Here is a 21,664-nt window from a genome sequence, read left to right as displayed (position 1 = left end):
AAGAGCGAGGTCGGATCGCTGCGGTTCAGTCGCGTCGCTACTGGATCGAGTCCTCCGGACCGACGACCTCGAGATCGTCGAGCAGTTTGTCGTATCCCTTGAGATCGAGGAGGTACTCTCCCGACTGGATCGCTTCCCGGGTGGCGTCTTCGGCGTCCATCTTCTCGCGCGCGAGGTCGAGCACCTGCTCCGCTCCGTCTCCCGGAATGACGGCGATTCCGTCGTCGTCACCGACGAGGATGTCGCCGGGATCGACGCTCACACCGCCCACCGAGACGGTGACGTTCACCGATCCCGGGTCCTGCTTGAGCGGTCCTTGCGGATTCACGCCGCGGCCGTAGACGGGGAAGTCCATCTCGGCGAGCTCGCGGCTGTCGCGGTAGCCGCCGTCGATGACGAGCCCGGCGAGCCCGTTCGCCTTACACGTCCCGCACATCAGCTCTCCGACGTGGCCGACGTCGGTGTAGCCGTCACAGTCGATAACGAGCACGTCGCCCGGTTCGGCCATCGTGATCGCCTTGTGGATGATCAGGTTGTCTCCCGGAGCCGCCTTGACCGTCACGGCCGACCCCGCCATCTCGACGCCGTCGCCGGCGGGCTTCATGCCGGCGTCCATAGTGAGGCCGACGTTCCCCGTCACGTCGGAGACGATCGTGCTCGGAACCTCTTCGAACGCGTCGACGATACTCCGGTCTGGTCGCTCTATGTCGTGTTCGATGGTGTGCACGTTCTCGGCGAGGTCGACTCGACTGATAAATTCATCGGTGGCGCGTCGCCGGCGTCGCTTCCGAGACGGGTGAAAAACAGCAGTTCGTCACGAGGGGCCCTGCTCGCGGCGTCGCTACTGCTCGTCGATGCCGAGTTCCTCGACCAGGTTCCCGTAGAACTCGTACTGCTCGTCGAGGAACGTACTGAGTTCGTCGCCGGTCCGCCGCGTCCGAATGAACCCGTTGTTCTCCATGAACTCGACGAAGCCCTCGTCCTCGTACACCGACTGGTACGTGTCGAGGAGGTTCTGTTGGACCTCGTCGGAGATGCCGGTCGGCGCGAAGTGAGCCAGCCACGAGCCGATCTCGATGTCGAGTCCTTGGTCGGCCAGCGTCGGGATGTCCGGGAGGGCGTCGACCGGCTCGCTGAAGGCGACCCCGAGCGCCTCGAGCTGGCCGTCCTGTACCTGCGGTGCCGCTTCCGCGGCTCCGACCGCGGTGGCGTCGACCTCGCCGTTCGCGACGGCGTTCATCGCGGGCGCGGCACCCTCGTAGGAGATGTGCTCGACCTGCACGTCCGCCTCGCTCGCGATCCCCGCCGCGGCCATGTGCCAGGAGGAGCCGAACCCGGAGTTCGCCATCTGGATCGTGTTGTCCTGCCCGTAGGCGATCCAGTCGTCGACGGAGCCGAACTCCGACTCCTCGTTGACGAGCAGCGTCGCCGGGAACTCGGTGTACTGCATGATCGGCGTGATGTCGTCCGGACTGAGGTCCGCGATGTCGAGGTGCTCGAACAGGGCGATCTCCGGGGCCGTACAGCCGATCGTGTGGCCGTCGGCGTCGGCGTTGGCGGCGGCGTTCATCCCGACAGACCCAGACCCGCCCGTCTGGTTGCTGACGTTCCAGGAGACCTCGGTGTAGTTCTCCGCCGCGTCTGCGACCGCCCGGCTCGTCCGGTCTGCTCCGCCCCCGGCAGCCCACGGCGAGACGATCTCCACGGGTCGAGACGGCCACGACTGGCCGCCGCTGAGCTGATCGAGACAGCCCGCCGTCGCCGCGAGTCCGGTGATCCCGGCACCCTTCAGGAAGGTTCGCCTGCTCGATGCGGTTCGGCCGCTGGTATCTCTTGGCATGCGAATCTCCCATTTTCGACCATGTATAATAAGTATTTGGATCGACGCGGGCCCGTCGCGAGCGACACGGGTGATCGACGTCCGCAGAGCGCGCGAGACCGAAACGTTATAACACACACCAACCCAGCAACCGGTATGCGAGGACTCGCAAAAACGAGCCGCGACGCTGGAGGTATGGAGCTCGTCGACGTCGATCGCCCGGAACCGGCGGCGAATGAGGCGCTCATCGAAGTCGAGTACGCGGGGCTTTGCGGGAGCGACGCGGGAATATACCGGTTCAAATCGGCGTTCGAACGCATGTCGGTGCCGACGATAATCGGCCACGAGTACGCGGGGACGATCGTTGAGGTCGGCGAGGCGGTCACGCGGCTCGCCCCGGGCCAGCGCGTCGTCGAACGACCGATCCGCGGGTGCGGCGAGTGTTTCCAGTGTCAGACCGGCGCGGAGAACCTCTGTCAGGACATCGAACTGACCGGCATCGACCGAGACGGCGCGTACGCCGGATACATCACGGCTCCGGTCGACTCGCTGCAAGTCGTCCCGGACGGTGTCGACCCCCGGCACGCCGCGCTCGCGGAGCCGACCGCGGTCTGTACGCGTGCGGTCATCGAGAACTCTCGCGTCGGTGCCGGTGACCGGGTCCTCGTCGCCGGACCGGGGCCGATCGGACTCCTCACGGCACAGGTCGCGGACGCGCAGGGAGCGACGGTGACCGTCGCCGGAGTCGGCCGAGACACGGGGTACCGGCTGCCGCTGGCGGAGGAGCTCGGATACGAGACGGTGAACGTCGAGGCGATCGACGAGGAGGCGTACTGGGCGGCGGCCACGGACGGAATCGGGTACGACGTGGTCTTCGACACGACCGGCCACCCCTCCGGCCTGCCGATGGCGGCGAACGCGGTCCGGAAAGGTGGGCAGATCGTCTTGGTCGGGCAGGCGGGCGAGACGTCGGTTCCGACCACTCCGCTCGTCCGAGCGGAAGTCGACGTACAGTGTTCCTACAGCGCGCTGTACCGCGACTTCGACCGGGCCTTCCGACTGACCGCGACTGACGACATCGACCACGAGACCTTCCTCGACGACCGGTTCAGCCTCACCGACGCGGAGGAGGCGTTCGAGACGTTCCTCGCCGGCGAGACGTGCAAGCCGGTGTTCGACGTGTCGGTGCTTCGCGAGTAGCGTTCGGCGGCGTGGCCACCGGAGCCGAGTCAGTCCGTTCGCGGGTCCCACTCGTTCCACTCGCGCTCGACGAGGTAGTCGTCGAGCTTCTCTTTGGGGTTCTCGAAGACGTGTGACCCGTGGAACACTAACAGCGTGTCGAACTCGTGGCCGAGCAGCGCGTAGAGGTTCAGCTCCGCGTCCCTGTGGCTGTCGTTGAAGAGCGCGGGCGGCGGGAGCAGGTATCCGGCAGGAAGCCCTCCCCGGTCCGACCCGTCGAGGACGTCACCGGAAATCAGAATGTCGCGGTCTTCGAGGAGCAGCGCCGACGTGGCTTCCGTGTGTCCCGGGACCTGAATTACCCTGATGTCACCGTCGAGTACGTCGCCGTCCTCGTAGGCGACGTCGGGTTCGATGTCGAGGCCCGCCTCCTCTAGGTGGTCGTATAGCTTCGTCTCGTCGGCCGGCATCGCGATCTCGGGAGAGAACGCCTCCACGACGTGGGAGAGCCCGCCGTGATGGCCGTGGTCTCCGTGGGTGAGAATCACGCGATCGACGTCGCCGTATCGCGACTCCAGCACGTCGACGAGCTCTGCGCCGTTCTCGTCGAAGGCGGTGTCGACGAGCGTGATCGATCCCGGCTCCGGCACGTCTTCGAGCACGAACACGCGGACGTGTTCGAACTGGATCTGGTCGATACCGTCGACTACGTTACTGGCGCTCATAGTCGGTTCGTTCGTCTCCGGGTCGGCGATTAAATCTGCCGGATCTTCTCAGGTCGGCGTAGTCCGGGAACGTTTCGACCGTCTTCCGCCCGACGGTTCGCCTCCCTACCGTGCGGCCGCGAGGGGGAGCGTTCGAAATTCGCGCGTTCGGGACCTCTCGGCCGTCTCGCCGCGTGTAGAAGGTTCCAGTAGCTTTATACAACCATCTTCCCTGTATACCGAGTGAGAAGTACACATGGTAAGACAACGGATCGCAGACGCAATCGGTCGGGTCTCTGTGGGGACGCTCGTATCGAACCCGCTGTCGGTCGGGTTTATCCTCGTCTCGCTCGCGGTCATCGCCGCGGCGAGCACGTTCCCCGACGACGGCCTGTTCGGACCGAGTCTCTTCCCGATCGTCACGTCGGCCGGGATCATCGTCTTCGCCGCCGTGGACATGTTGAACGGCTCCGGGTCGGAACTCGAAGTGAGCGACGTCGACGTGGGACCGCCCGCAGTCGTGTTCGGTCTCCTCGTCGCGTACATCGTCGCGATGCCCGTCCTGGGATTCTGGATCGGATCGATGCTCTTCCTCGGTGCCCTGTTGTACTACTCCGAGATCCGGTCCCGGCCGCTCCTCCTCGCGCTCTCGATCGGAGTACCGACGCTGCTGTTCTACATCTTCGGCCGGATATTCCTCGTTCGGCTCCCTGAGGCGATCGTTCCGGTGTCGCGACTGCTACCGCAGGTACCGCTGGTGGTGGGGATCTGATGACGGTCCAGTACGTCGTTCAGGGCGCGCTCAACGCGATGGAACCGATCTCCGTCGGGCTGATGGTTCTCGGTATCCTGCTCGGGATCCTGATGGGGTCGATCCCGGGGATGACCGCGACGATGACGATCGCGGTGCTCCTGTCGTTCACGTTCACGCTCGATCCCGCCAACGGGATGATGCTACTCCTCGGGATCTACGGCGGTGCGGTCTACGCGGGGTCGATCCCGGCGATCCTCATTCGGACGCCCGGCACCCCGTCGGCGGCCGCGACGATCTTCGACGGGTATCCGCTGTCACAGCAGGGAGACGCGGGGCGGGCGATCCGCGTCGCCACGGTCGCTTCCTTCGTCGGGGGGTTCATCAGCGTCTTGGCGCTGATGTTCTTCTCGCCGATCATCGCCGACGCCGCACAGAACTTCCGGTCCCCCGAGTTCTTCGCGCTCGCCGTGTTCGGCCTGACGATCATCGCCAGCGTGAGCGGTGACTCGGTCACGAAGGGGATGGTATCGGGACTGCTCGGAATGCTGGTCGCGACGGTCGGGATCGACCCCATCACCGGGTACCACCGGTTCACCTTCGACCTCCCCGCACTGCTCACGGGCGTCGAGTTCATCGCCGTGATGATCGGACTGTTCGGCATCGCCGAGGGGTTCCGAAAGTACGCACAGGGGATCGAATCCGACAGAGAGCGGGTCGATCAGGACGTCTCTGGTCCGCTCCCGTCTCTTTCCGACCTGAAGGCGATCCTTCCGGTCAGCGCCGGAGGCGGCGTGCTCGGCTCGCTCATCGGGTCGATTCCCGGTGCGGGCGGCGACATCGCCGCGTTCATCACGTACAACGAGGCGACGCGATGGATCTCGGACGCGGTGCCGGCGTTCGGCGAGGGCAACGTTCGCGGCGTCGCCGCCGCCGAGTCGGGAAACAACGCGAGCACCGGCGGAGCCCTGATCCCGACGCTGACCCTCGGTATCCCCGGTGACTCCGTCTCCGCAATTCTCATCGGTGCCCTGCTGGTCCACGACGTCAATCCCGGGCCCGGGCTGTATCAGGACGAGCCGGAACTGCTGTACACGATTTTCGTCGGATTCCTGCTCATCTACGTGTTCATCCTCGTCTTCGGGCTGCTCGGTGCCGGCTACTGGGCGCGCCTCATCAACATCCCCAAGCAGTTCCTCTGGCCGATCATCCTGTTGCTCTGTGTGATCGGCGCTATCGCCCTCCGGGGGAACCTCTTCGACGCGTGGATCATGCTCGGGTCCGGCGTGCTCGGGTACGCGATGCGACTCCGCGGGTACCCGCTCGCACCGATGGTTCTCGGGTTGATCCTCGCGCCCATCGCCGAGGAGAACCTGCGTCGATCGCTCGAACTGTCGAACGGCTCTCCGGACATCTTCCTCACGAGCCCCATCGCGCTCGTCATCCTCCTGTTGAGTGTCGGGACGGTTCTCCTGCCCGCGGTTCGGGCGGTCCGCGAGTAACGCCTCGCCGCCGACGCGTCCGTGTGCAGTGCCGTCGTGGCGCGACCGTCGGGCCGTCTTCCGCCGACATCCCTTCTCCTCCGTCGCCGTCGTTGTCTTCCACTGTCCCGTTATCGCGTCTGGTTCCCCCGCTAGCGACCGGTTCGGCGTGACAGAGCGCGTCGCACCCTCGGAACAGGTCCCGCGTGGCGGCCGAGTTCGAAGACGACAGAGGGACAGACACGGCGGCGGCGCACACGCATCTGAACCCCGAACCACGTGCTTGTTTTCACTATTGGTGGAAATAGAGAGGTATATTTGTCGGACTGCGCAAAGAATTACAGTCGTACTACTGTAATGATATAGCCGAGACGCGGCCAGTATTCCACTATTGTTGGAACACACGACGGGGACGGTCACATCGGAACAGCACCGCCGCCGCCAAAGCTATATTACACACGACGCGGAAGGTGGACGTATGACGATCGTTGCAGCCGTCGATCGGTCCGAGAGAGCATCGCGCGTCGTCGCGGAGGCAGCCGAGATCGCGGCGGCATTCGACGACACCGTTCACGTGGTCCACGCCCTGACGCGGTCGGAGTTTCTCGATCTAGGGATCACCAGCGCGCAGGCAGAAGAACCGAAAGACATGAGCGAGATCCGCGACGCGGCCGGCGAGATGGCCGCAGAGGCGGTCACCGACGTCGACGTTCCGTACGAGACAGTCGGGCTCGTCGGAGGGCCCGCAGAAGAGATCGTACGATACGCCGACGAACAGGACGCGAGGTACATCGTCGTGAGCCCGAAACGGCGGTCCCAGACCGGGAAAGTGCTGTTCGGTAGCACAGCGCAGTCGATCATCCTCAACGCGTCCGTCCCGGTCATCTCGACCATCCATCCCGACAACATATAAAATTTCACTGCATAACATACCACTTATACATATTCTTCATTCACCTGTCCAGTGTATATGGAACTTATTTTCTCTTAATTACTAACAAATAAATCTATATTTCGTATGTACCTGTGGTATATTTATACATTATCTGGTTTTGACGTGCTTTAACGGATACTCGGACGACACCCCGACACAGCCTATATAATATATTTCTGAAAAGATACGTTAGTACTCGTATTTTTGGAACGTGTTCTCTCGGTGGTCGTTCGCTGTTACTGACCGCGTGGCGGTCCACCGGAGCCGCGGCTGCTCGAACCGTGTGTTCGGCGTTTCGTCGTCGCCGGACCGGTGTCGAGCCGGCTGCGGCAGCGCCGGGCTGGTGAGGGTCCCATCGTCGGCCGCTCCTTCGGCGCGGCGTCGCTCAGAGGGCTCCGGCGAGGCCGACGGCCTCGATCAGCGACACGCCCGCGATGACGGAGCCGATCAGGTACCCCCCGATCGCCCCGCCGTTCAAAAGCGGCAGCCCGGCGTGAGGGCGGCCCTTGATCACCCAGCTCATCAGGACGAGCAGCCCCGCGAGCTGACCGACCATCGCGAGCAGCGCGGGGAGGTTCAGCCCCAGGAACGGCACTCCGAGGCTCGCGGCCGGCGAGAACGTCGCCGCGCTCGCGACCAACACCGTCGGAATCACGGCGTCACCGAGGCCGATGAAGAACGCGTCGCGGTCCTCGACCGGCGTGGGATCGCCGACGTCGGTGCCGTCAGAGTCCTGATCGGCGTCTGCGTCCGGGTCGCCTGCGTCGTCGGCGTCTGCGGAGGTCGGTGTCTGGTCGGACGCCGCGGCCTCGTCGGCCTCGTCGTCGAGAAGCGAGTACGACAGCGACAGCGGAATCACGAGCACGACGGGGATGTTCAGGTCCATGACGCCCTCCGCGAGCGACAGCATGTGCTCCGTGCCGTACACCGAGACGGCGTCGTAGACCGCGAGAAGCGAGAGTAAGACCAGCGCGGGCAGCAGGCCGAAGGAGATGCCGAACAACCCCGCCGCGCCCGCGCCCATCAACGCCCCCGCGGCGTCTATCACGTACCACTCGGGATAGACGAGCAGCGCGACTCCGACCCCGAGGGCGGGTACGGCGGCTCCCAGAGGCGGGAGGACGGCGGAGAAGACGTACCACGAGAGCCACGCCGAGACGCCGACGATCAGAAGCCGGATCGCTCGGTCGAAGTCGTACCGGAAGGCCGCGAGCATCACTCCCGTCATGGCGAGGATGGCGAGGATGTACACGAGGCTGTTCGTCGGATCGTCCGGGTTTTCGACTGCCTGATAGCCGCTCTCGACGAATTCGGGAACGAGTGCGAGCGCTCCGACCTGCACGACGAGAAACAGCCCGACGACGAAGGCGACGCCGCGGTACTCGCGGGGGAACATTCGAGCGTCGGTTCGCGGCGCGGAGGTTTTGCCCTTGCGTTTCTCCGTCTGCCCGCCCGTCCCGGAGCACTCGAGACCGCCGTCAGGCCGGGACGCGTTCGAACCGCGTCCCTTGCCGTTGCTCGGAATACGACCGTCGAAAGTGGGGGGATCGGCACCGCGAACGTCGATGACAGGGGTTGTGATCGGGTGCCGTGAAACGGGTCGGGTACGGTGTGGGAGCGGATCGACCCGACGCCGTAAGCCGGCGGACGACGGACGGTGGAAGCGAGTGTCCGACCGGCCCGCCCGACGTTGGGATGGGGCCGGCCGGCTTCGTCCGCGGCGTTTCACACCTGCTCGCTCCGATATAAGAATGTACCGTCCTTATTATCTGTATTGATACTAGCGGCGCAGCACGGACGGGGAGCGCGGCTCAGCGGACGGCGAACGTGCGGTACGAGCAAACCGCGGACGACGAGTGACGAACGTAAAGGAAGGCGAGCGGCGGACGTGGCGAAAGGCGCGAGACGGCGGCGGGAGGCGGGCGGGCGGCGGCCGAACAGCGGACCCCCGGGCTGTCAGCGGCGTCGCCGCCCGAGCGGTCGGGACGGGCGCGTGGATTTGTCACCGAACTCCAACGAGAAAAGCGTCGGACTTCGGCATATCCGTCTACGGCGTTCTCCGGTATAAATGAGGCGGTCGACGGCCGCCGGATCGAGCGATCGCTGCCCGCATCCGTCGCCGAGCACGCGGGCGGTCCGCCGCTATCGTCGGTCGCGCAGTGCCGGGAACTCCTCGCGAACGGAAGCGACGCGGTCCGGGTCGACGTCCGCGGTCACCGTGGTCGGCTCGTCGCCCGCGGACGAAAGCGTCGTCCCCCACGGGTCGTAGACGGTCGTCCGCCCGCAGAGCGCGTCCTCGCCGAAGGATCCGCTCCCGTTCACCGTCGCGACGTACGTCAGGTTCTCGATGGCGCGCGCTCGGCCGAGCGTTCGCCAGTGTTCCACCCTGGGATACGGCCACGCGCTCGGGACGAGCGCGCAGTCGATCCCCGCGTCGACCAGCCCCCGGAACTGCTCCGGGAAGCGGAGGTCATAACAGGTGGTCACCCCGACGCGCACGCCGTCGATCTCGGCCGTCGGCGTCGACTCTCCGGGGACCATACGGTCCGTCTCCTCCGATCCGTATCCGAACAGGTGGCGTTTTCGGTAGACGAGCCGTCGGTCGCCGGTGCGGTCGAACAGGACGGCGGTGTTCGCGAGGCCGTCGCTCGCCGGGACGTCGACGCCGTCGGCCGCGGACGCCGAGAGGTCTTCGACTATCGTCCCCGCGAGCACGTGGACGTCCTCGTCGGCCGCCGCCGCCGCGAACCGCGAGAGCCGATCGCCGGCGATGCTCTCCGACGCACGCGCGTACGCGTCGAACGCGAAGTACCCGACGTCGAACAGCTCCGGGAGGACGACGACGTCCGCGCCCGCCGCCGCGGCCGCCCGAACGCGGTCGAGCGCGCGCTCGACGTTGTCGGTGACTGCCCCCCCGTCGACGCCGAGTTGCACGCACGCGACCCTCATACGGGCGATCCGAGCGACGCGCGGAGCGCGTCTTCCAAGTTGTCGAGCTCCGCGTCGAAGTTGCGCTCGAAGAACGACTCGACGCCGGGGAGCCGCCCGTCGACGACGAACTCGTTGGCCAGCCGGCACCCGCCGTCGGTCTCCGTGATCTCGTGTTCGCCGGTGACGCGGAAGGCGCGCGACTTCCCGACGAACTTCACTCGGTTCGGCGGGTCGCGCGCGACCTCTTCGGTCTCCACCGCGATCGTCGACCGGATCACCGGGATCGGGAGGGCGACCTGCCACGTCGCTCGTCCGTCGTCGTGTACCTCGAACGTGTCGACCACGCTTATCGCGCCGGCGCGCTTCTCGGCGTCCGAGATGAACGCCCACACGTCTTCGGCGGGCGCGTCGAACTCGAACGTCCGAGAGACTCGGACTGTCATACCTGCTCTTGGTGCCACGAGGGTTAAAAAGACGCGAGTCTGGCCGCCCGTCCACCGACGCGTCCGCTCACCCTTGCGGCGTCACGCGCCACGTCGTCGACCGAGCGCGGCCCCACTTCTCGATGTCGACGTCGTCCGACTTCTCGGCGAGTCGGGGGAGCCGCGACCCGACCTGCTTCGCGGTGAGTCCGATCGCGTCCGCGATCGTCTTCGAGCGGACGTACCGCTCGCCGCGCGTGACGCTGTCGGTGAGGTACGCGAGGATCCGCTGTTCTTCCTCGGTGTACTCGCTCATCGGCGGAGGTAGGGGCGTGACGGATTTAATCGTTTCTCGTCGGCGGTCGCTACTGGTATATTTGCACGGCGAGGACCGCACAGAGCGCGAACACGAACGCCGCGGCGAACCCCCACGCGCGACCGATCTGTGACGGCGCGCCGAACATCGCGACGCTCCCGACGAGCGCGACGGCCCCGAGCGCGAGCGCCACGCCGATCCCCTTGTCAGACTCGATGGATGCTTCGCTCATACGATGTCGCTTCGCGGGCGACTACTTAGTTCATGCGAACGCGGCGCATCAGATGATCTCGACGTGGTCGGACGCCTCGTTGAGCGCGAGGTTCGCGGCGATCTCGGCGTTCCGCATCGCGTACTCGGCGGTGTGCTGGAGACTGACGAGCACCTCGCGGGTCATGAGGAGCGTGTCGTTGTCGAGGTCGGCCGGCAGTTCGCCGAGGATCTCCTGTTCGCGGTCCTCCAACCGAGCGAACAGCTCGCGACACTCGACGGTGAGGTCGTAGTCCCGCTCGACGACGGCGCGGACCGCGACCGCCGTCAGCTCGTCCACCTGGTCCGTGAACTCCCGTATCTGTCGCATCGTCGCGCTGTCGACGTCGAGCGTGTGCCCGTCCGCCTCCATCACGATATCGGCGATGTCCTCGGCGTTGTCTGCGGTGAGTTCGAGGTTCTTCGCGACGGAGCGGTAGCCGATGAGCGGGAATCCCTCCTCTAACCCGACCGCGCGGGCGAGGTTCGGGTTCTGGTACGCCGTGAAGATCAGTCGCAGCAGGAGGACGAAGATCTTGTTCGCCTGCCGCTCGCGGTTGAGCGCGCGCTGTGCGAGGTCGGGGTTGCCGTGCGCGAGCGCCTTGACGGCCTCGCCGCGCATGGTCGAGCCCGTGTTCTCCAGCCGTTCGAGCAGGTTGTCGAGGGTGAAGTCCTCGGGGTCGACGGAACACCGGATGGAGATGTCTTCCGGCGTCTCCTCTATGACGCCCAGTCCCATCAGCTGCGTCTCGGCTTTGTACACCGCGTTGATGTGCTCGCTGTCGAGCGTCCCCTCGCTCCGGACGTGGATCACGCGTCGACCGAGCACGTACTGTGCGACGATGGCTCGCTCCAACGATTGGGCGTCGAGCCCGTCGGCGTTGATGACGGCCTCCGACTCCTCGGTGCTCACCGACTCCGGAAGCACCGTGAGCGTCCCTTTGCCACCCATCCGTAACGACACCTCGTCGCCCTTGTTGACGCCGTGTTCCTTCGCCCACTCGGCGGGGAGGGTCATCGCCAGCGTCGACGGACCCAGCCGTTGGACCTTCCGCGTTTCCATGCCCTTTCGTACCGCGGGATACGCCTTAACGTTGTTCCTATGTTCATTATACGCTTTCTCGAATATACAAGGAATTGTTCGGCTTCGACCGGATATTTATTGGCCGATCGATCCCACAGCCTCGGTAGGACACGCACATGATCAGTTGGTGTCGGAGCGGCCGACCGGCGTCGGAACGATCGCTCCGTACGCCGATCCGCGCGCTTTATGCTACTCACGCACCCATCAGGTGACATGACCGATCGGGTGCTCGTCGTTGACGATTCGGCCTTCCAGCGGACCGTCGTTCGGGACGCGTTGGAGGGGCCGTTCGAGGTCGTCGGTGAGGCGGAACACGGAGCGGAGGCGGTGGAACTGTTCGAGGCGTACGAGCCCGACGCGGTGTCGATGGACGTCGTCATGCCGGAGATGACCGGCATCGAGGCGACGGCGGCGATCAAGGACCGCTGGCCCGACGCCGTGATCGTGATGTGCACGAGCGTCGACCAACGGGAGAAGATGATGGAGGCGGTCAAGGCCGGAGCCGACGGCTACGTGACGAAGCCGGTCGACGCCGACGAGCTGGTCCCCGAGTTCGAAAGCCACCTCGGGTGAGCCCGTCGCCGCCGTCAGGCCGGGTCGAACGATCGCAGGACCGACGCCAGCGCGCTCGCGAGCTCCTCGAAGCGGTCTATCTCCATCGAGTCGGTCGTCACCCACACCCCGTGGTCGCCGGCGATCACCCGCGTGAGGTACCCGTTCTCGAACACCCGCACGGTGAACAGGTAGTCTCCGAGCTGGGTGTTCGCGTACATCGACTGGGAGTGGAACCCCTGCCGCTCGTTCTCCGCGAACCCGACGAGGTCTGCCGTCTGACTCAGGTCGCTGCGGAGGTACAGCTGGTCGACCTCGCCTTCGGTGAAGTACGTCAGGCTCCGAAGCTCGTCGCCGATGGCCGTTCGAGCCGCGCTGAGCAACTCGTCGACGTGTTCGTCAGATGGGCGTGACATATATTGACGATCTATCGTCGGGTACATGAGCGTATGGGTGGCCGCAGAAGCGACCGCGCCCGGAACCGGGTCGTGTTCGACGGGCGTAGCCGCTTGGGGCCCGTCCCGCCGCGTTCTCCGTTCGGCACCCTCGTCGGCCGTCACGGAGGGACAGAGTTTAGCGACTGCCCCGATATCCACCCGCTAATGAGCGACTTCGACGACGTCTGCCTCTTGTTGCCCACGATGGACGAGGTCGAGACGGTCGCGCGCGTCGTCGAGGACTTCCGCGAGGCCGGGATCGGCGAGATCCTCGTGATCGACGGCGGGTCGACGGACGGGACGCGCAGGGCCGCGACGGAGGCCGGCGCGCGGGTCGTCGAACAGTCCGGACGCGGCAAGGGACAGGCCGTCCGCGAGGCGGTCCGCGACCACATCGAGGCACCGTACGTCGTGATGGCCGACGCGGACGCGACGTACGACGCGGCCGACGTCGACGCGATGCTCGACCCGCTCCTCGCCGGCGAGGCCGAGCACGTCATCGGAAACCGGTTCGCGGACATGCGACCGGGGGCGATGACGCGGCTGAACCGGGTCGGAAACCGGCTGATCAACGCCGCGTTCCGCGCCATCCACGGCGAGCGGTACCGCGACATCCTCTCCGGCTACCGCGCGTTCACGCGCGAGTCGTTCCTGCGGCTCCACCTCACCGCCGACGGGTTCGGGATCGAGACCGAGATGGCGGTCGAGTGCGTCAAAAACCGGGTCCGAGTGACCGTCGTCCCGATCACCTACCGCGAGCGCCCCGGCGGCTCCGCGACGAACCTCCACCCGATCCGCGACGGCGGCGTGATCATCATCGAGCTGTACCGGAAGGCGAAGACGAACAACCCCCTCTTTTACTTCGGGAGCCTCGGTGCCGTCTCGACGGGGACCGGTGCGGCGCTGACCGCGTACGTCCTCTACCGTTGGTTCGTCCACGGGGAGGCCCACCAGATCGTCGCCATCGGCGCGGTCGGCGCGGCCATACTCGGGATCCAGCTGCTGGTGTTCGGCGTGCTCGCGGACATGATCCTGTCTTTGCACCGCGAGCAGGTGACCCGCTACGAGCGGGCGTTGGCGGATCGGCCGACGGAGTCGTCGGTCGCTCCGGCAACCCCGGGCGACGACGAGGGGACGCGCGGAGCGGTTGGGGACGGCGGAACCGACGGCGCGAGCGACGACGGCGCGGAGGACGGCGCGAACGACGACGGTGTGACGAGCGACGGCGCGCCCGGCGGCGAGAAGACTCGCGGCGCGGAGGACGGCGACGAGTCGACGGACTGACCGCCGCGGCCTCACCGCGTCCGCGTCGCCAGCGAGCCCCATAGTTTATGTCGACTCACGGAGACGAGCGGCCATGGACGAAAAGCGGTTCGTCATCGCGCTCTTCGGTCTCGTCATCGCCCTCCTCGTCGGATTCATCGGCTACCGGTTCGTCGCGCCGCTCACCGTCGCGGTGTTCCTGTACTACTCGACCCGCCGGCTGTACCGGAACCTCGCTCGCTTCAGGCTACCGGCCCGCGCTCGGGCGGTCGCGTCGCTGTCGCTCATCGGCGTCCCGTTGATCGGACTTCTCGGATACACGGTGCTCTTAGTTCTGCTCGAGGCCCGCCGGTTCATCGAGCGGTATCCGGTCGCTGAGACGGTCGGCCCGGAGAACTCGTGGATCGCCGACCTCGCCGCGCTGTCGGACCCGACGGTCGAGGGGCTCGTCGCGGCGTACCGGTCGGGACAGTTCGACCCCCTCATCGAGTTCGTCTCCGAGCAAGCACCGCTGCTCGCGAGCACGCTGTCGGGGCTCGCACTCAACCTCCTCATCACGATCGTCGTCACGTACTACCTGCTCCTCGACGGCTCGAAGTTCCACGAGTGGCTGCTCACGTTCGACGACGACGCGGTCGTCCGCGAGTACCTCGAAGCGGCGGACGAGGAGCTGGAGGCGGTGTTGTACGGCAACCTGCTCAACGTCATCGCGATCTCGATAATCGCGGTCGTTACCTACACCGGATATAACGTGCTCGTCCCGGCGGCGGTCGAGGTCCCCTACCCGGCGCTCGCCGGCGCGCTCACGGGAGTCGCGAGCCTGATTCCGGTGATCGGGATGAAAGTCGTGTACATCCCGCTCGCGGGGCTAACCGCGATGGAGCCGATCTTGTCCGAGGAGCTCTCGCTTCTCGTGTACGTCGCGGGATTCCTCGCCGTGGCCGCGGTCGTGGTCGATACGATCCCCGACATCGTCCTCCGTCCGTACTTCAGCGGGAAGACGACGCACGTGGGGCTTCTCATGCTCGCGTACATCTTCGGTCCGGTCGTGTTCGGGTTCCACGGACTCTTCCTCGCGCCGATCATCCTCGTGTTGGCGCTCACGTTCGCCGACACGGCGCTGATCCGCCTGCTCGGCGGCGACCCGGACGAGGACGACGAACCGAGACGGGCCGTGTCGGCCGGACAGCGCCGCCTGAACGAGTTCTGAGGCGACGGCACGGCGCGACCGGACGCACGCTGTTCGCTCTCCACCGCCCTCCCGTCCCGTGAAAAGAGCTATACCGCCGCTGGACGAGCGGTGTGACGTATGCGTGTACACGTCATCGGCCTCGGCGGTGCCGGGGGCCGGATCGTCGACCGGCTCGTGGCCGACCACGGCGGAGATCGGTTCCTCCACGGCGTCAGCGCGTTCGACACCGACGCGGCCGCGCTCGACGCCCTCCGGGAGATCGACGAGTCGCGACGCTACTGCTTCGGCGACGCAGCTGGCGGCGACGGGCTCGGCGGCGACCTCCACGCGGCCCGGCGGCTCGGCGACGCGCACGCCAGCGAACTCGGTCGGGAGATGGACGACCAGCGCCCGTCGGTCGCGGAGGCGTTCCTTCTCGTCGTGGGGCTCGGCGGCGGCGCGGGTGCAGGCGTCTGCCCGGCGCTCGCAGCGGAGCTGTCGCGGCTCTACGACACGCCGGTGTACGTGCTCGGGGTCCTCCCGACGCCGGCGGAGTCGGAACCGACCGCGGTCGATCCGGCGGCGGCCGGAGCGGCGGCACCCGAGGAGCGACCGCCCGAGCGGCCGCTGGCCGAGAAGAACGCAGCCCGGACGCTCGAAGCACTCTCCGAACGGTGTTCGGCGGTGTTTCCGTTCGACAACGACGAGTGGCTCCGCCCCGGTGAGGACCTGACGGAGGCCCGGGGGCGGCTGAACGGCGTCGTCGCCGAGCGCGTCGCGGCGCTTTTCGGCGCGGGCGAGTCCGACGACGCCGAGTCGACGCCACAGCAGGTGCTCGACGCGAGCGACGTGGCCCGGGCGGTCGGCGGCGACGGCGAGATCGCCGCGGTCGGGTACGCGACGCAGGCGGTCGAGCCCGCCGAGACGGAGTCCCGGTTCGGTCTCGGGCTGTTCGGCTCCGCGGAGCCCGCGAAGGTGGACGCGAGCGCGGCGGTGTCGGCGATCGAGACGACGATCCGGAAGGCGGTCCGCGGGAAGAACACGGTCGAGGTCCGCGAGGGGCGGGCCGACCGAACGCTGCTCGTGGTGGGCGGGCCGCCCCCGTGGCTCAACCGCGAGGCGATCGCCGACGGTCGACGGTGGCTCGCCGAGGAGACCGGCTCGGGCGCGATACTGAGCGGCGACGCGCCCGAGCCGGACGGCGAGGAGGTGTTCGCGGTGGTGGTTCGGTCGGGGATCGACGAACCCCGGCGCGTGCGTGAAATCCGCGAGTCCATCGCGTGATGAAGGAAGCGATCGCCCCGCCGGTCACCGCCGATCCGACTCGATTAACCCGATGCGGCACGCAGAACTGCCGTGACCAGCCACGCCGACCTCGGCTTCGACCTCGACGTCCGCGACACGGACGCGGTCGCTGACCGGCGCGACGAACTCGTCGCCGCCGTCCGCGACCACGCCGGTCAGATCGCCTATCAGCTCGCGCGGCTACAGGGCGGCGACTACGGGCGACAGACGCTGTCGACGTCCGGCGGCGAGTGGACGGTCAAACACGAGGCCGGCGAGCTCGAGTTCCTCCTGTTCTCGCCGACCTCCGGGTCCGACGTGTACGTGGTCTCGACGAAACAGCCGCCGGACCCCGGAGCCCTCGCGACCGCCCTCGCGGACTACCCGAACGCGGTCGCCGCGTGGAACGACCACGTCGCGTCCCTGTCGGGCGTGCTCGACGACGTGTCCGCGGAGTTCCCCGACCCCGACTCCACGGACGGCCTCGTCGCCGAGCGCGACCGCGTGCTCGATGCGATCCGCGACGCCTGTTCGGTGATGGCCGGCGAGATACACCGGTACGAGGGAGACGACTACGGGACATTCACCGCCCGCGTCGACGGCGACAGGTGGGAGCTGAAGTGGGACGAAGGGGCGGTGTCGTACCTCCGCGTCGGCGGCTCCGGCGGCCTGTACCTGATCTCGCAGTACGAGGCTCCGTCAGCGCTCGACGTTCGCGAGTACGCCGAGCCGTTCCGCGGGTTCGTCGACGCGTACAACGAGTTCGTCGCCGACGTCGAGAGCGACCTCTCCTCCGTCGATCTGTAGCGTCCGTCCTCTTCTCCCGATCTCTCACCCGTCGTCCGACGGCCGGAACGCCCCGAACGTGTACTCTAATCCGAACATGACTAGCCCCATCGTCAGGGCGCGGGCGAGCAGGACCTCGCCGTTCAACAGCGCGCCGACGCCGAGGACGCCGAGGGCCGCGGACGCGCCGAGCAGGGCGGCGTAGCGTCCGCGGGAGAGCCCCCTGACCCACTCGTCGCCGCGGTCGTAGAGTCCCTTCCCGGTGACCATACGTCACCGAGACCCGCCCGGACTGATACCCGTTCCGGAGTCGCGGGAGCGGCCGGCGGTGACCCCGAGGTTCGCCGATATATCCACATCTGTGCACAGTTCGTCACCCGATGTGGGAATATTTATGCAGTGACGTTCGGTACGCGAGCGTGTATGTCGATCACTCTGCCGGGACCGACGCTCGGCGTCGTCGGCGGCGGACAGCTGGGCCGGATGATGGGCGAGGCGGTCGCGCGCCTCGGCGTCGATGTCGTCGTGCTGGACCCGACGCCCGACTGCCCGGCGAGCCCCGTCGTCAGCGACCAGATCGTCGCCGACTTCGACGACGCGGACGCGGTCCACGAGCTCGCGAGCCGCGTCGACGCGCTCACCTTCGAGATCGAACTGGCCGACCCCGACGTGCTGGCCGAAGCGAGCGCCGAACACGACGTGCCCGTCCAGCCCGACCCCGACACGCTTCGGACCATCCAGGACAAGCTGGTTCAAAAGGAGGCGCTGGCGGACGCCGGGATCCCCGTCCCCGAGTTCGTCGCGGTCGCGACGGCGGAGGGGCTCGAACGCGTCGCAGAGGAGTTCGGCGGCGTGATGCTGAAGGCCCGCGAAGGCGGGTACGACGGACGGGGGAACGTCCCGGTCGAATCGCCGGACGAGGCGGCTGACGCGCTGGAGGAGGTCGGCGGCGACGCGATGGCGGAGGAGCTCCTCGACTTCGAACGCGAGATCGCCGTGATGGGGCTGAAAGGGCCCGACGGCGAGACGCGGACGTACCCGGTCACCGAGACGGTCCACCGCGAGGAGATCCTCCGCGAGAGCGTCGTGCCCGCCCGCAGCGCCGACCCGGTGATCGCCGAGGCGGAGTCGGTCGCGGACGACGTCCTGTCGTTCCTCGACGGGCGGGGCGTCTACGGGATCGAGCTGTTCGAGACCCGGGAGGGCGAGGTGTTGGTCAACGAGATCGCGCCGCGCCCGCACAACTCCGGCCACTGGACGATCGAGGGCGCGCGCACCTCCCAGTTCGAGAACCACGTCCGCGCCGTCCTCGGCTGGCCGCTCGGTCCGACCGACCTCGTCGCGCCCGCCGTCACCGCGAACGTCCTCGGCGACGTTCACGAGAGCAGACCTCTCGTGAGCCAGCCGGAATCACAGCCAGATTCCGGCGACGTTCACGAGACGCGGCCGGCGACCCTTCGCGGCGTCGACGACGTGCTCGCCGCGCCCGACGCCGACTTCCACTGGTACGGCAAAGACGACGTGCGCCCGCTCCGGAAGATGGGCCACCTGACGGTGACCGGCGAGGGTCCCGAGGCCGACCCCGACGCGGTGCTCTCCGAGGCGCGAGCACTCCGCGACGGGCTGACGTTCCGCGACTCGTAGGCGGGCGGTCGCCGCATCCGGCACTTCCTTACCCGCCCCCGCCGAACGACGCGCCATGACCACGGTGCAGGACCTCATCGACCGGCTCGACGCGGAGGCGGACGCGGACGCCGACCCGGAAACCACTCCGGACGTCGGGATCATCATGGGATCCGACTCCGACCTCCCGACGATGGAGGGCGCGTACGACGCGCTCGACGAGCTCGGGTTCGCCGAACAGACCGACTTTCACGACGCGCCGGACGCGAGATTCACCTACGAGAGCTACGTCGTCTCCGCGCACCGCACTCCCGAACTCATGTACGCCTACGGCGAGACCGCGGCCGCCCGCGGCCTCGACGTGGTCATCGCCGGCGCGGGCGGGAAGTCCGCCGACCTCCCGAACATGACCGCCTCCATCGCGTATCCGATCCCCGTGATCGGCGTTCCCGTCCAGGAGAAGTCGGTCGACTCCGTCATCGGGATGCCCACCGGCGCGCCCATCGTCGCCGTCGACGCCGGCAAGTCGTTCAACGCGGGGCTCTCGGCCGCGCAGGTGCTCGCGCGCGAGCACGACGAGATCGAAGCGCGGCTGGTGGAGTATCACGAGGAGCTACGGGGCGGCGTCGCCGACGTCTCCGCGGACCTCCACGACCTCGGCATCGACGGCTTCCGCGAGCGGTAACGCGGCCGCTCAGGCGTCGTCCCCGTCACGATCGGACACCACCGACACATGATCGACCACGACGACCCGGCTCCGACGGTGGCCGTCGTCGGCGGCGGCGCGGTCGGCGTCACCGCCGCGGCAGACCTCGCCGCCCGCGGCGCGACCGTGACGCTCTACGACCGCGGCGACCTCGGAGCCGAGAGCTCCGGACGCGCGGCCGGCGTGTTGTACGACGCCTACGCCGAGGACGTCGACGCCGCGATCGCCGCCCGGTCCATGGAGCGGTTCCGGGCGTTCGGTCGGTCGCTGCCCGGCTTCGAGTTCACTCCGTGTCCGTACGTCATCGCGGTCCGCGAGGGCGACGCGGACGCCGACGCCGTGCCGGCGATGGTCGATCGGATGCGCGCTCACGGACGCGCGGTGACGCTCGTCGACCCCGAGACGCTCGCCGACCGCTTCCCGATCGCCGCGGACGACCTCGCCGTCGCAGCGGTGGCCGCGAACGCAGGCCTCTGTGACCCCGGGAGCTACGTCGCCGCCGTGGCCGCCCGCGCCCGCCGCGAGGGCGTCGCGGTCGTGACGGACGCCCCGGTGTCGCTGTCCCGCGGCGACGACGGCCCGGCGGTCCGGACGCGGGCTCCGAACGGATCGAGAGACGCGTCGGGCCGCCGCGACCGCGAGTTCGACGCGGTCGTCGTCGCGGTCGGCGCACACACCGCTCCCGTCCTCGCGGACGCCGGCGTCGACGTGCCGGTGATACCTTACCGGGTGCAGGCGCTCGTGAGTTCACTTGCTTACGACGGGCCGACGGTCTACGACGCGACCGCGGGCGTCTACCTCCGCCCGCATCCGACGGGGCTCCTCGCCGGCGACGGGACCGAGCCGGTCGCGGCGGACCCGGACGCCTACGACCGCACGGCCGACGACTGGTTCGTCGACTCGACGTCAGCGACACTCCGCGACCGGCTCGCCGACCCGCCCGTCGGGGACGGGTTGCCGGTGGGTCGCGCGTGGGCCGGGCTCTGTACGGCGACGCCGGACGGCGACCCGCTCGTCGGTCCGGTCGCCGACCTCGACGGCGTCTTCGTCGCCGCCGGCTGGCAGGGCCACGGGCTCATGCGCGCTCCGGCGATCGGCGAGCACGTCGCCGACGGAGTGCTTGCGTCGCTTTCTGGCGACCGCGGATCGGACGACCCGTGGATCGACGCCTTCGATCCCGGTCGGTTCGACGGCGACGAGACCTTCGAGATCGCCGAGGGCATGACCGTGGAACGGCGAGATGAGGCGTGACCGCGAGAGCGGATACGGCCGCGGAACGGGGCGTGCCGTGGGAGCGAATACGGCCGCGGAACGGGGCGTGACCACCGAATGGGCCGCGGAACGAGGAGAATCGGAGAGGCGGCGTTCGGTCGGCTAGTCGCCGTCCGCCGCGTCGTCCACGCTCTCTTCGACGACCGCCACGTCGCTCGCCGCGTCGGACTTGGGAATCTCGACGTGGAGCGTCCCGTTCCGTGCGAGCGTCGCGTTCGCACCCTGCGGCGTCACGTTGGCGTCTGCCGGCAGATCGACGGTCCCCGACAGCGAGACGCCTCGCCCGGGGAAGATCAGATCGTAGCCGTCGTAGAAGTCGCGAAACCGGTCGAGCGTGACCTCGACCGTGTGATCGAGGAACGTGACGTTCAGGTCTTCGCCGCGGACGCCCGGGGCGTCGAAGACGACGAGGTAGGCGTCGTCGCTCTCGAGGAGGTCGTACGAGAGCGGGCGACGCTCCTGCATCTTGCTCCACCCTCGCCCGACGCGTTCGAGTGCCTCTCGGAACGCCGACCGCCCGGCCTCGACGAGTCCGCTCACGGGCTCACACCTCGATTTCCGCGAGGTCGCTCCCGCCGCAGTACGGGCACGAGAGGTCCGCGATCGAGTGGTCGTCGGGGACGTCGTAGGTGTAGTGGTTCTCGAACATGTCGAGTTCGCAGTCGTCGGCCTCGCACCTGACCTCCATGGTCGATGGCAT

At 67.6% G+C, this 21,664-nt stretch carries 25 protein-coding genes; 12 read left to right on the top strand and 13 right to left on the bottom strand.

Features of this window, described 5'->3' with window-relative positions; genetic code table 11:
• Nucleotides 1-37: 37 nt before the first annotated feature.
• Together NO930_RS12190 and NO930_RS12185 are read right to left on the bottom strand one after the other, a co-directional pair.
• On the bottom strand, nt 38-727 hold the full coding sequence (locus tag NO930_RS12190) for a 4-carboxy-4-hydroxy-2-oxoadipate aldolase/oxaloacetate decarboxylase (protein ID WP_137782990.1): 690 nt from the start codon (nt 725-727) through the stop codon (nt 38-40).
• Nucleotides 728-841: 114 nt separating this feature from the next.
• A complete protein-coding gene (locus NO930_RS12185; protein ID WP_256403669.1) occupies nt 842-1,840 on the bottom strand; it encodes a Bug family tripartite tricarboxylate transporter substrate binding protein in 999 nt (332 codons plus the stop codon).
• A gap of 135 nt (nt 1,841-1,975) precedes the next feature.
• Here NO930_RS12185 and NO930_RS12180 point away from each other — a divergent pair, with 135 nt between their 5' ends.
• Nucleotides 1,976-3,019 carry a zinc-dependent alcohol dehydrogenase gene (locus NO930_RS12180; RefSeq protein WP_137782989.1) on the top strand — a complete coding sequence of 348 codons (1,044 nt, stop codon included), beginning with the start codon at nt 1,976-1,978 and terminating at the stop codon, nt 3,017-3,019.
• A 29-nt stretch (nt 3,020-3,048) separates the two neighbouring features.
• On the opposite strand, the gene NO930_RS12175 is transcribed toward NO930_RS12180, so the two are convergent.
• Entirely contained in the window at nt 3,049-3,723 is a 675-nt protein-coding gene (locus NO930_RS12175) for an MBL fold metallo-hydrolase (protein ID WP_137782988.1), read from the bottom strand.
• A 235-nt stretch (nt 3,724-3,958) separates the two neighbouring features.
• On the opposite strand from NO930_RS12175, the gene NO930_RS12170 reads away from it, so the two are divergent.
• From NO930_RS12170 to NO930_RS12160, 3 genes are all read left to right on the top strand, one after another.
• Complete coding sequence (locus NO930_RS12170; RefSeq protein WP_256403668.1) at nt 3,959-4,474, top strand: tripartite tricarboxylate transporter TctB family protein; 516 nt, start codon at nt 3,959-3,961, stop codon at nt 4,472-4,474.
• Complete coding sequence (locus NO930_RS12165; RefSeq protein ID WP_137782986.1) at nt 4,474-5,955, top strand: tripartite tricarboxylate transporter permease; 1,482 nt, start codon at nt 4,474-4,476, stop codon at nt 5,953-5,955. The genes NO930_RS12170 and NO930_RS12165 overlap by 1 nt, the downstream gene beginning before the upstream one ends.
• A gap of 457 nt (nt 5,956-6,412) precedes the next feature.
• Nucleotides 6,413-6,847, top strand: coding sequence for a universal stress protein (locus NO930_RS12160; RefSeq protein ID WP_137782985.1), 435 nt, complete (start codon nt 6,413-6,415; stop codon nt 6,845-6,847).
• Nucleotides 6,848-7,253: 406 nt separating this feature from the next.
• On the opposite strand, the gene NO930_RS12155 is transcribed toward NO930_RS12160, so the two are convergent.
• The 6 genes from NO930_RS12155 to NO930_RS12130 all read right to left on the bottom strand — a co-directional run bounded on the left by NO930_RS12155 (nt 7,254) and on the right by NO930_RS12130 (nt 11,849).
• The gene (locus NO930_RS12155; RefSeq protein ID WP_256403667.1) at nt 7,254-8,264 is read right to left on the bottom strand and encodes a presenilin family intramembrane aspartyl protease PSH; all 1,011 of its coding nucleotides are present in this window, start codon (nt 8,262-8,264) and stop codon (nt 7,254-7,256) included.
• Nucleotides 8,265-9,010: 746 nt separating this feature from the next.
• The gene (locus NO930_RS12150) at nt 9,011-9,817 is read right to left on the bottom strand and encodes a nitrilase-related carbon-nitrogen hydrolase (RefSeq protein ID WP_256403666.1); all 807 of its coding nucleotides are present in this window, start codon (nt 9,815-9,817) and stop codon (nt 9,011-9,013) included.
• Nucleotides 9,814-10,242 carry an SRPBCC family protein gene (locus tag NO930_RS12145; RefSeq protein ID WP_256403665.1) on the bottom strand — a complete coding sequence of 143 codons (429 nt, stop codon included), beginning with the start codon at nt 10,240-10,242 and terminating at the stop codon, nt 9,814-9,816. The genes NO930_RS12150 and NO930_RS12145 overlap by 4 nt, the downstream gene beginning before the upstream one ends.
• A 67-nt stretch (nt 10,243-10,309) precedes the next feature.
• The gene (locus NO930_RS12140; protein WP_007998354.1) at nt 10,310-10,537 is read right to left on the bottom strand and encodes a DUF7123 family protein; all 228 of its coding nucleotides are present in this window, start codon (nt 10,535-10,537) and stop codon (nt 10,310-10,312) included.
• A 49-nt stretch (nt 10,538-10,586) separates the two neighbouring features.
• On the bottom strand, nt 10,587-10,769 hold the full coding sequence (locus tag NO930_RS12135) for a DUF7525 family protein (RefSeq protein WP_049982727.1): 183 nt from the start codon (nt 10,767-10,769) through the stop codon (nt 10,587-10,589).
• 48 nt (nt 10,770-10,817) lie between these two features.
• A complete protein-coding gene (locus tag NO930_RS12130) occupies nt 10,818-11,849 on the bottom strand; it encodes a phosphate signaling complex PhoU family protein (protein ID WP_137783341.1) in 1,032 nt (343 codons plus the stop codon).
• 234 nt (nt 11,850-12,083) lie between these two features.
• Between NO930_RS12130 and NO930_RS12125 the strand changes: the two genes are divergently transcribed.
• A complete protein-coding gene (locus NO930_RS12125; protein ID WP_137783340.1) occupies nt 12,084-12,443 on the top strand; it encodes a response regulator in 360 nt (119 codons plus the stop codon).
• Between the two features lie 14 nt (nt 12,444-12,457).
• On the opposite strand, the gene NO930_RS12120 is transcribed toward NO930_RS12125, so the two are convergent.
• Nucleotides 12,458-12,838: a DUF7522 family protein gene (locus tag NO930_RS12120; RefSeq protein ID WP_137783339.1), complete on the bottom strand. Its 381-nt coding sequence runs from the start codon at nt 12,836-12,838 to the stop codon at nt 12,458-12,460.
• A 186-nt stretch (nt 12,839-13,024) separates the two neighbouring features.
• Here NO930_RS12120 and aglJ point away from each other — a divergent pair, with 186 nt between their 5' ends.
• The 4 genes from aglJ to NO930_RS12100 all read left to right on the top strand — a co-directional run bounded on the left by aglJ (nt 13,025) and on the right by NO930_RS12100 (nt 17,384).
• Nucleotides 13,025-14,143: an S-layer glycoprotein N-glycosyltransferase AglJ gene (aglJ, locus tag NO930_RS12115; RefSeq protein ID WP_256403664.1), complete on the top strand. Its 1,119-nt coding sequence runs from the start codon at nt 13,025-13,027 to the stop codon at nt 14,141-14,143.
• A gap of 73 nt (nt 14,144-14,216) precedes the next feature.
• Nucleotides 14,217-15,332: an AI-2E family transporter gene (locus tag NO930_RS12110; protein ID WP_256403663.1), complete on the top strand. Its 1,116-nt coding sequence runs from the start codon at nt 14,217-14,219 to the stop codon at nt 15,330-15,332.
• Between the two features lie 99 nt (nt 15,333-15,431).
• The gene (locus tag NO930_RS12105; protein WP_256403662.1) at nt 15,432-16,577 is read left to right on the top strand and encodes an FtsZ/tubulin family protein; all 1,146 of its coding nucleotides are present in this window, start codon (nt 15,432-15,434) and stop codon (nt 16,575-16,577) included.
• Between the two features lie 72 nt (nt 16,578-16,649).
• Entirely contained in the window at nt 16,650-17,384 is a 735-nt protein-coding gene (locus tag NO930_RS12100; protein WP_256403661.1) for a profilin-fold protein, read from the top strand.
• A 24-nt stretch (nt 17,385-17,408) separates the two neighbouring features.
• On the opposite strand, the gene NO930_RS12095 is transcribed toward NO930_RS12100, so the two are convergent.
• A complete protein-coding gene (locus NO930_RS12095) occupies nt 17,409-17,633 on the bottom strand; it encodes a hypothetical protein (RefSeq protein ID WP_137784559.1) in 225 nt (74 codons plus the stop codon).
• 153 nt (nt 17,634-17,786) lie between these two features.
• Between NO930_RS12095 and NO930_RS12090 the strand changes: the two genes are divergently transcribed.
• Genes NO930_RS12090 through NO930_RS12080 form a run of 3 tightly spaced genes read left to right on the top strand, consistent with a single transcriptional unit; the run spans nt 17,787 to nt 20,943 of the window.
• On the top strand, nt 17,787-19,007 hold the full coding sequence (locus NO930_RS12090; protein WP_256403660.1) for a 5-(carboxyamino)imidazole ribonucleotide synthase: 1,221 nt from the start codon (nt 17,787-17,789) through the stop codon (nt 19,005-19,007).
• A 55-nt stretch (nt 19,008-19,062) separates the two neighbouring features.
• Nucleotides 19,063-19,671: a 5-(carboxyamino)imidazole ribonucleotide mutase gene (gene purE / locus NO930_RS12085; protein WP_137784687.1), complete on the top strand. Its 609-nt coding sequence runs from the start codon at nt 19,063-19,065 to the stop codon at nt 19,669-19,671.
• A 48-nt stretch (nt 19,672-19,719) separates the two neighbouring features.
• Nucleotides 19,720-20,943: an NAD(P)/FAD-dependent oxidoreductase gene (locus tag NO930_RS12080; RefSeq protein ID WP_256403659.1), complete on the top strand. Its 1,224-nt coding sequence runs from the start codon at nt 19,720-19,722 to the stop codon at nt 20,941-20,943.
• 123 nt (nt 20,944-21,066) lie between these two features.
• On the opposite strand, the gene NO930_RS12075 is transcribed toward NO930_RS12080, so the two are convergent.
• Both NO930_RS12075 and NO930_RS12070 read right to left on the bottom strand, forming a co-directional pair.
• On the bottom strand, nt 21,067-21,504 hold the full coding sequence (locus NO930_RS12075) for an Hsp20/alpha crystallin family protein (RefSeq protein ID WP_256403658.1): 438 nt from the start codon (nt 21,502-21,504) through the stop codon (nt 21,067-21,069).
• A 4-nt stretch (nt 21,505-21,508) separates the two neighbouring features.
• The gene (locus NO930_RS12070; protein WP_199242287.1) at nt 21,509-21,664 is read right to left on the bottom strand and encodes a DUF7559 family protein; all 156 of its coding nucleotides are present in this window, start codon (nt 21,662-21,664) and stop codon (nt 21,509-21,511) included.

The organism is Halorubrum salinum (assembly GCF_024494575.1).
GTDB classification, from domain to species: Archaea; Halobacteriota; Halobacteria; order Halobacteriales; family Haloferacaceae; genus Halorubrum; species Halorubrum salinum.
Note: the sequence above shows the minus strand (reverse complement) of the source record. Positions and strands in the feature narration are given on the sequence as shown.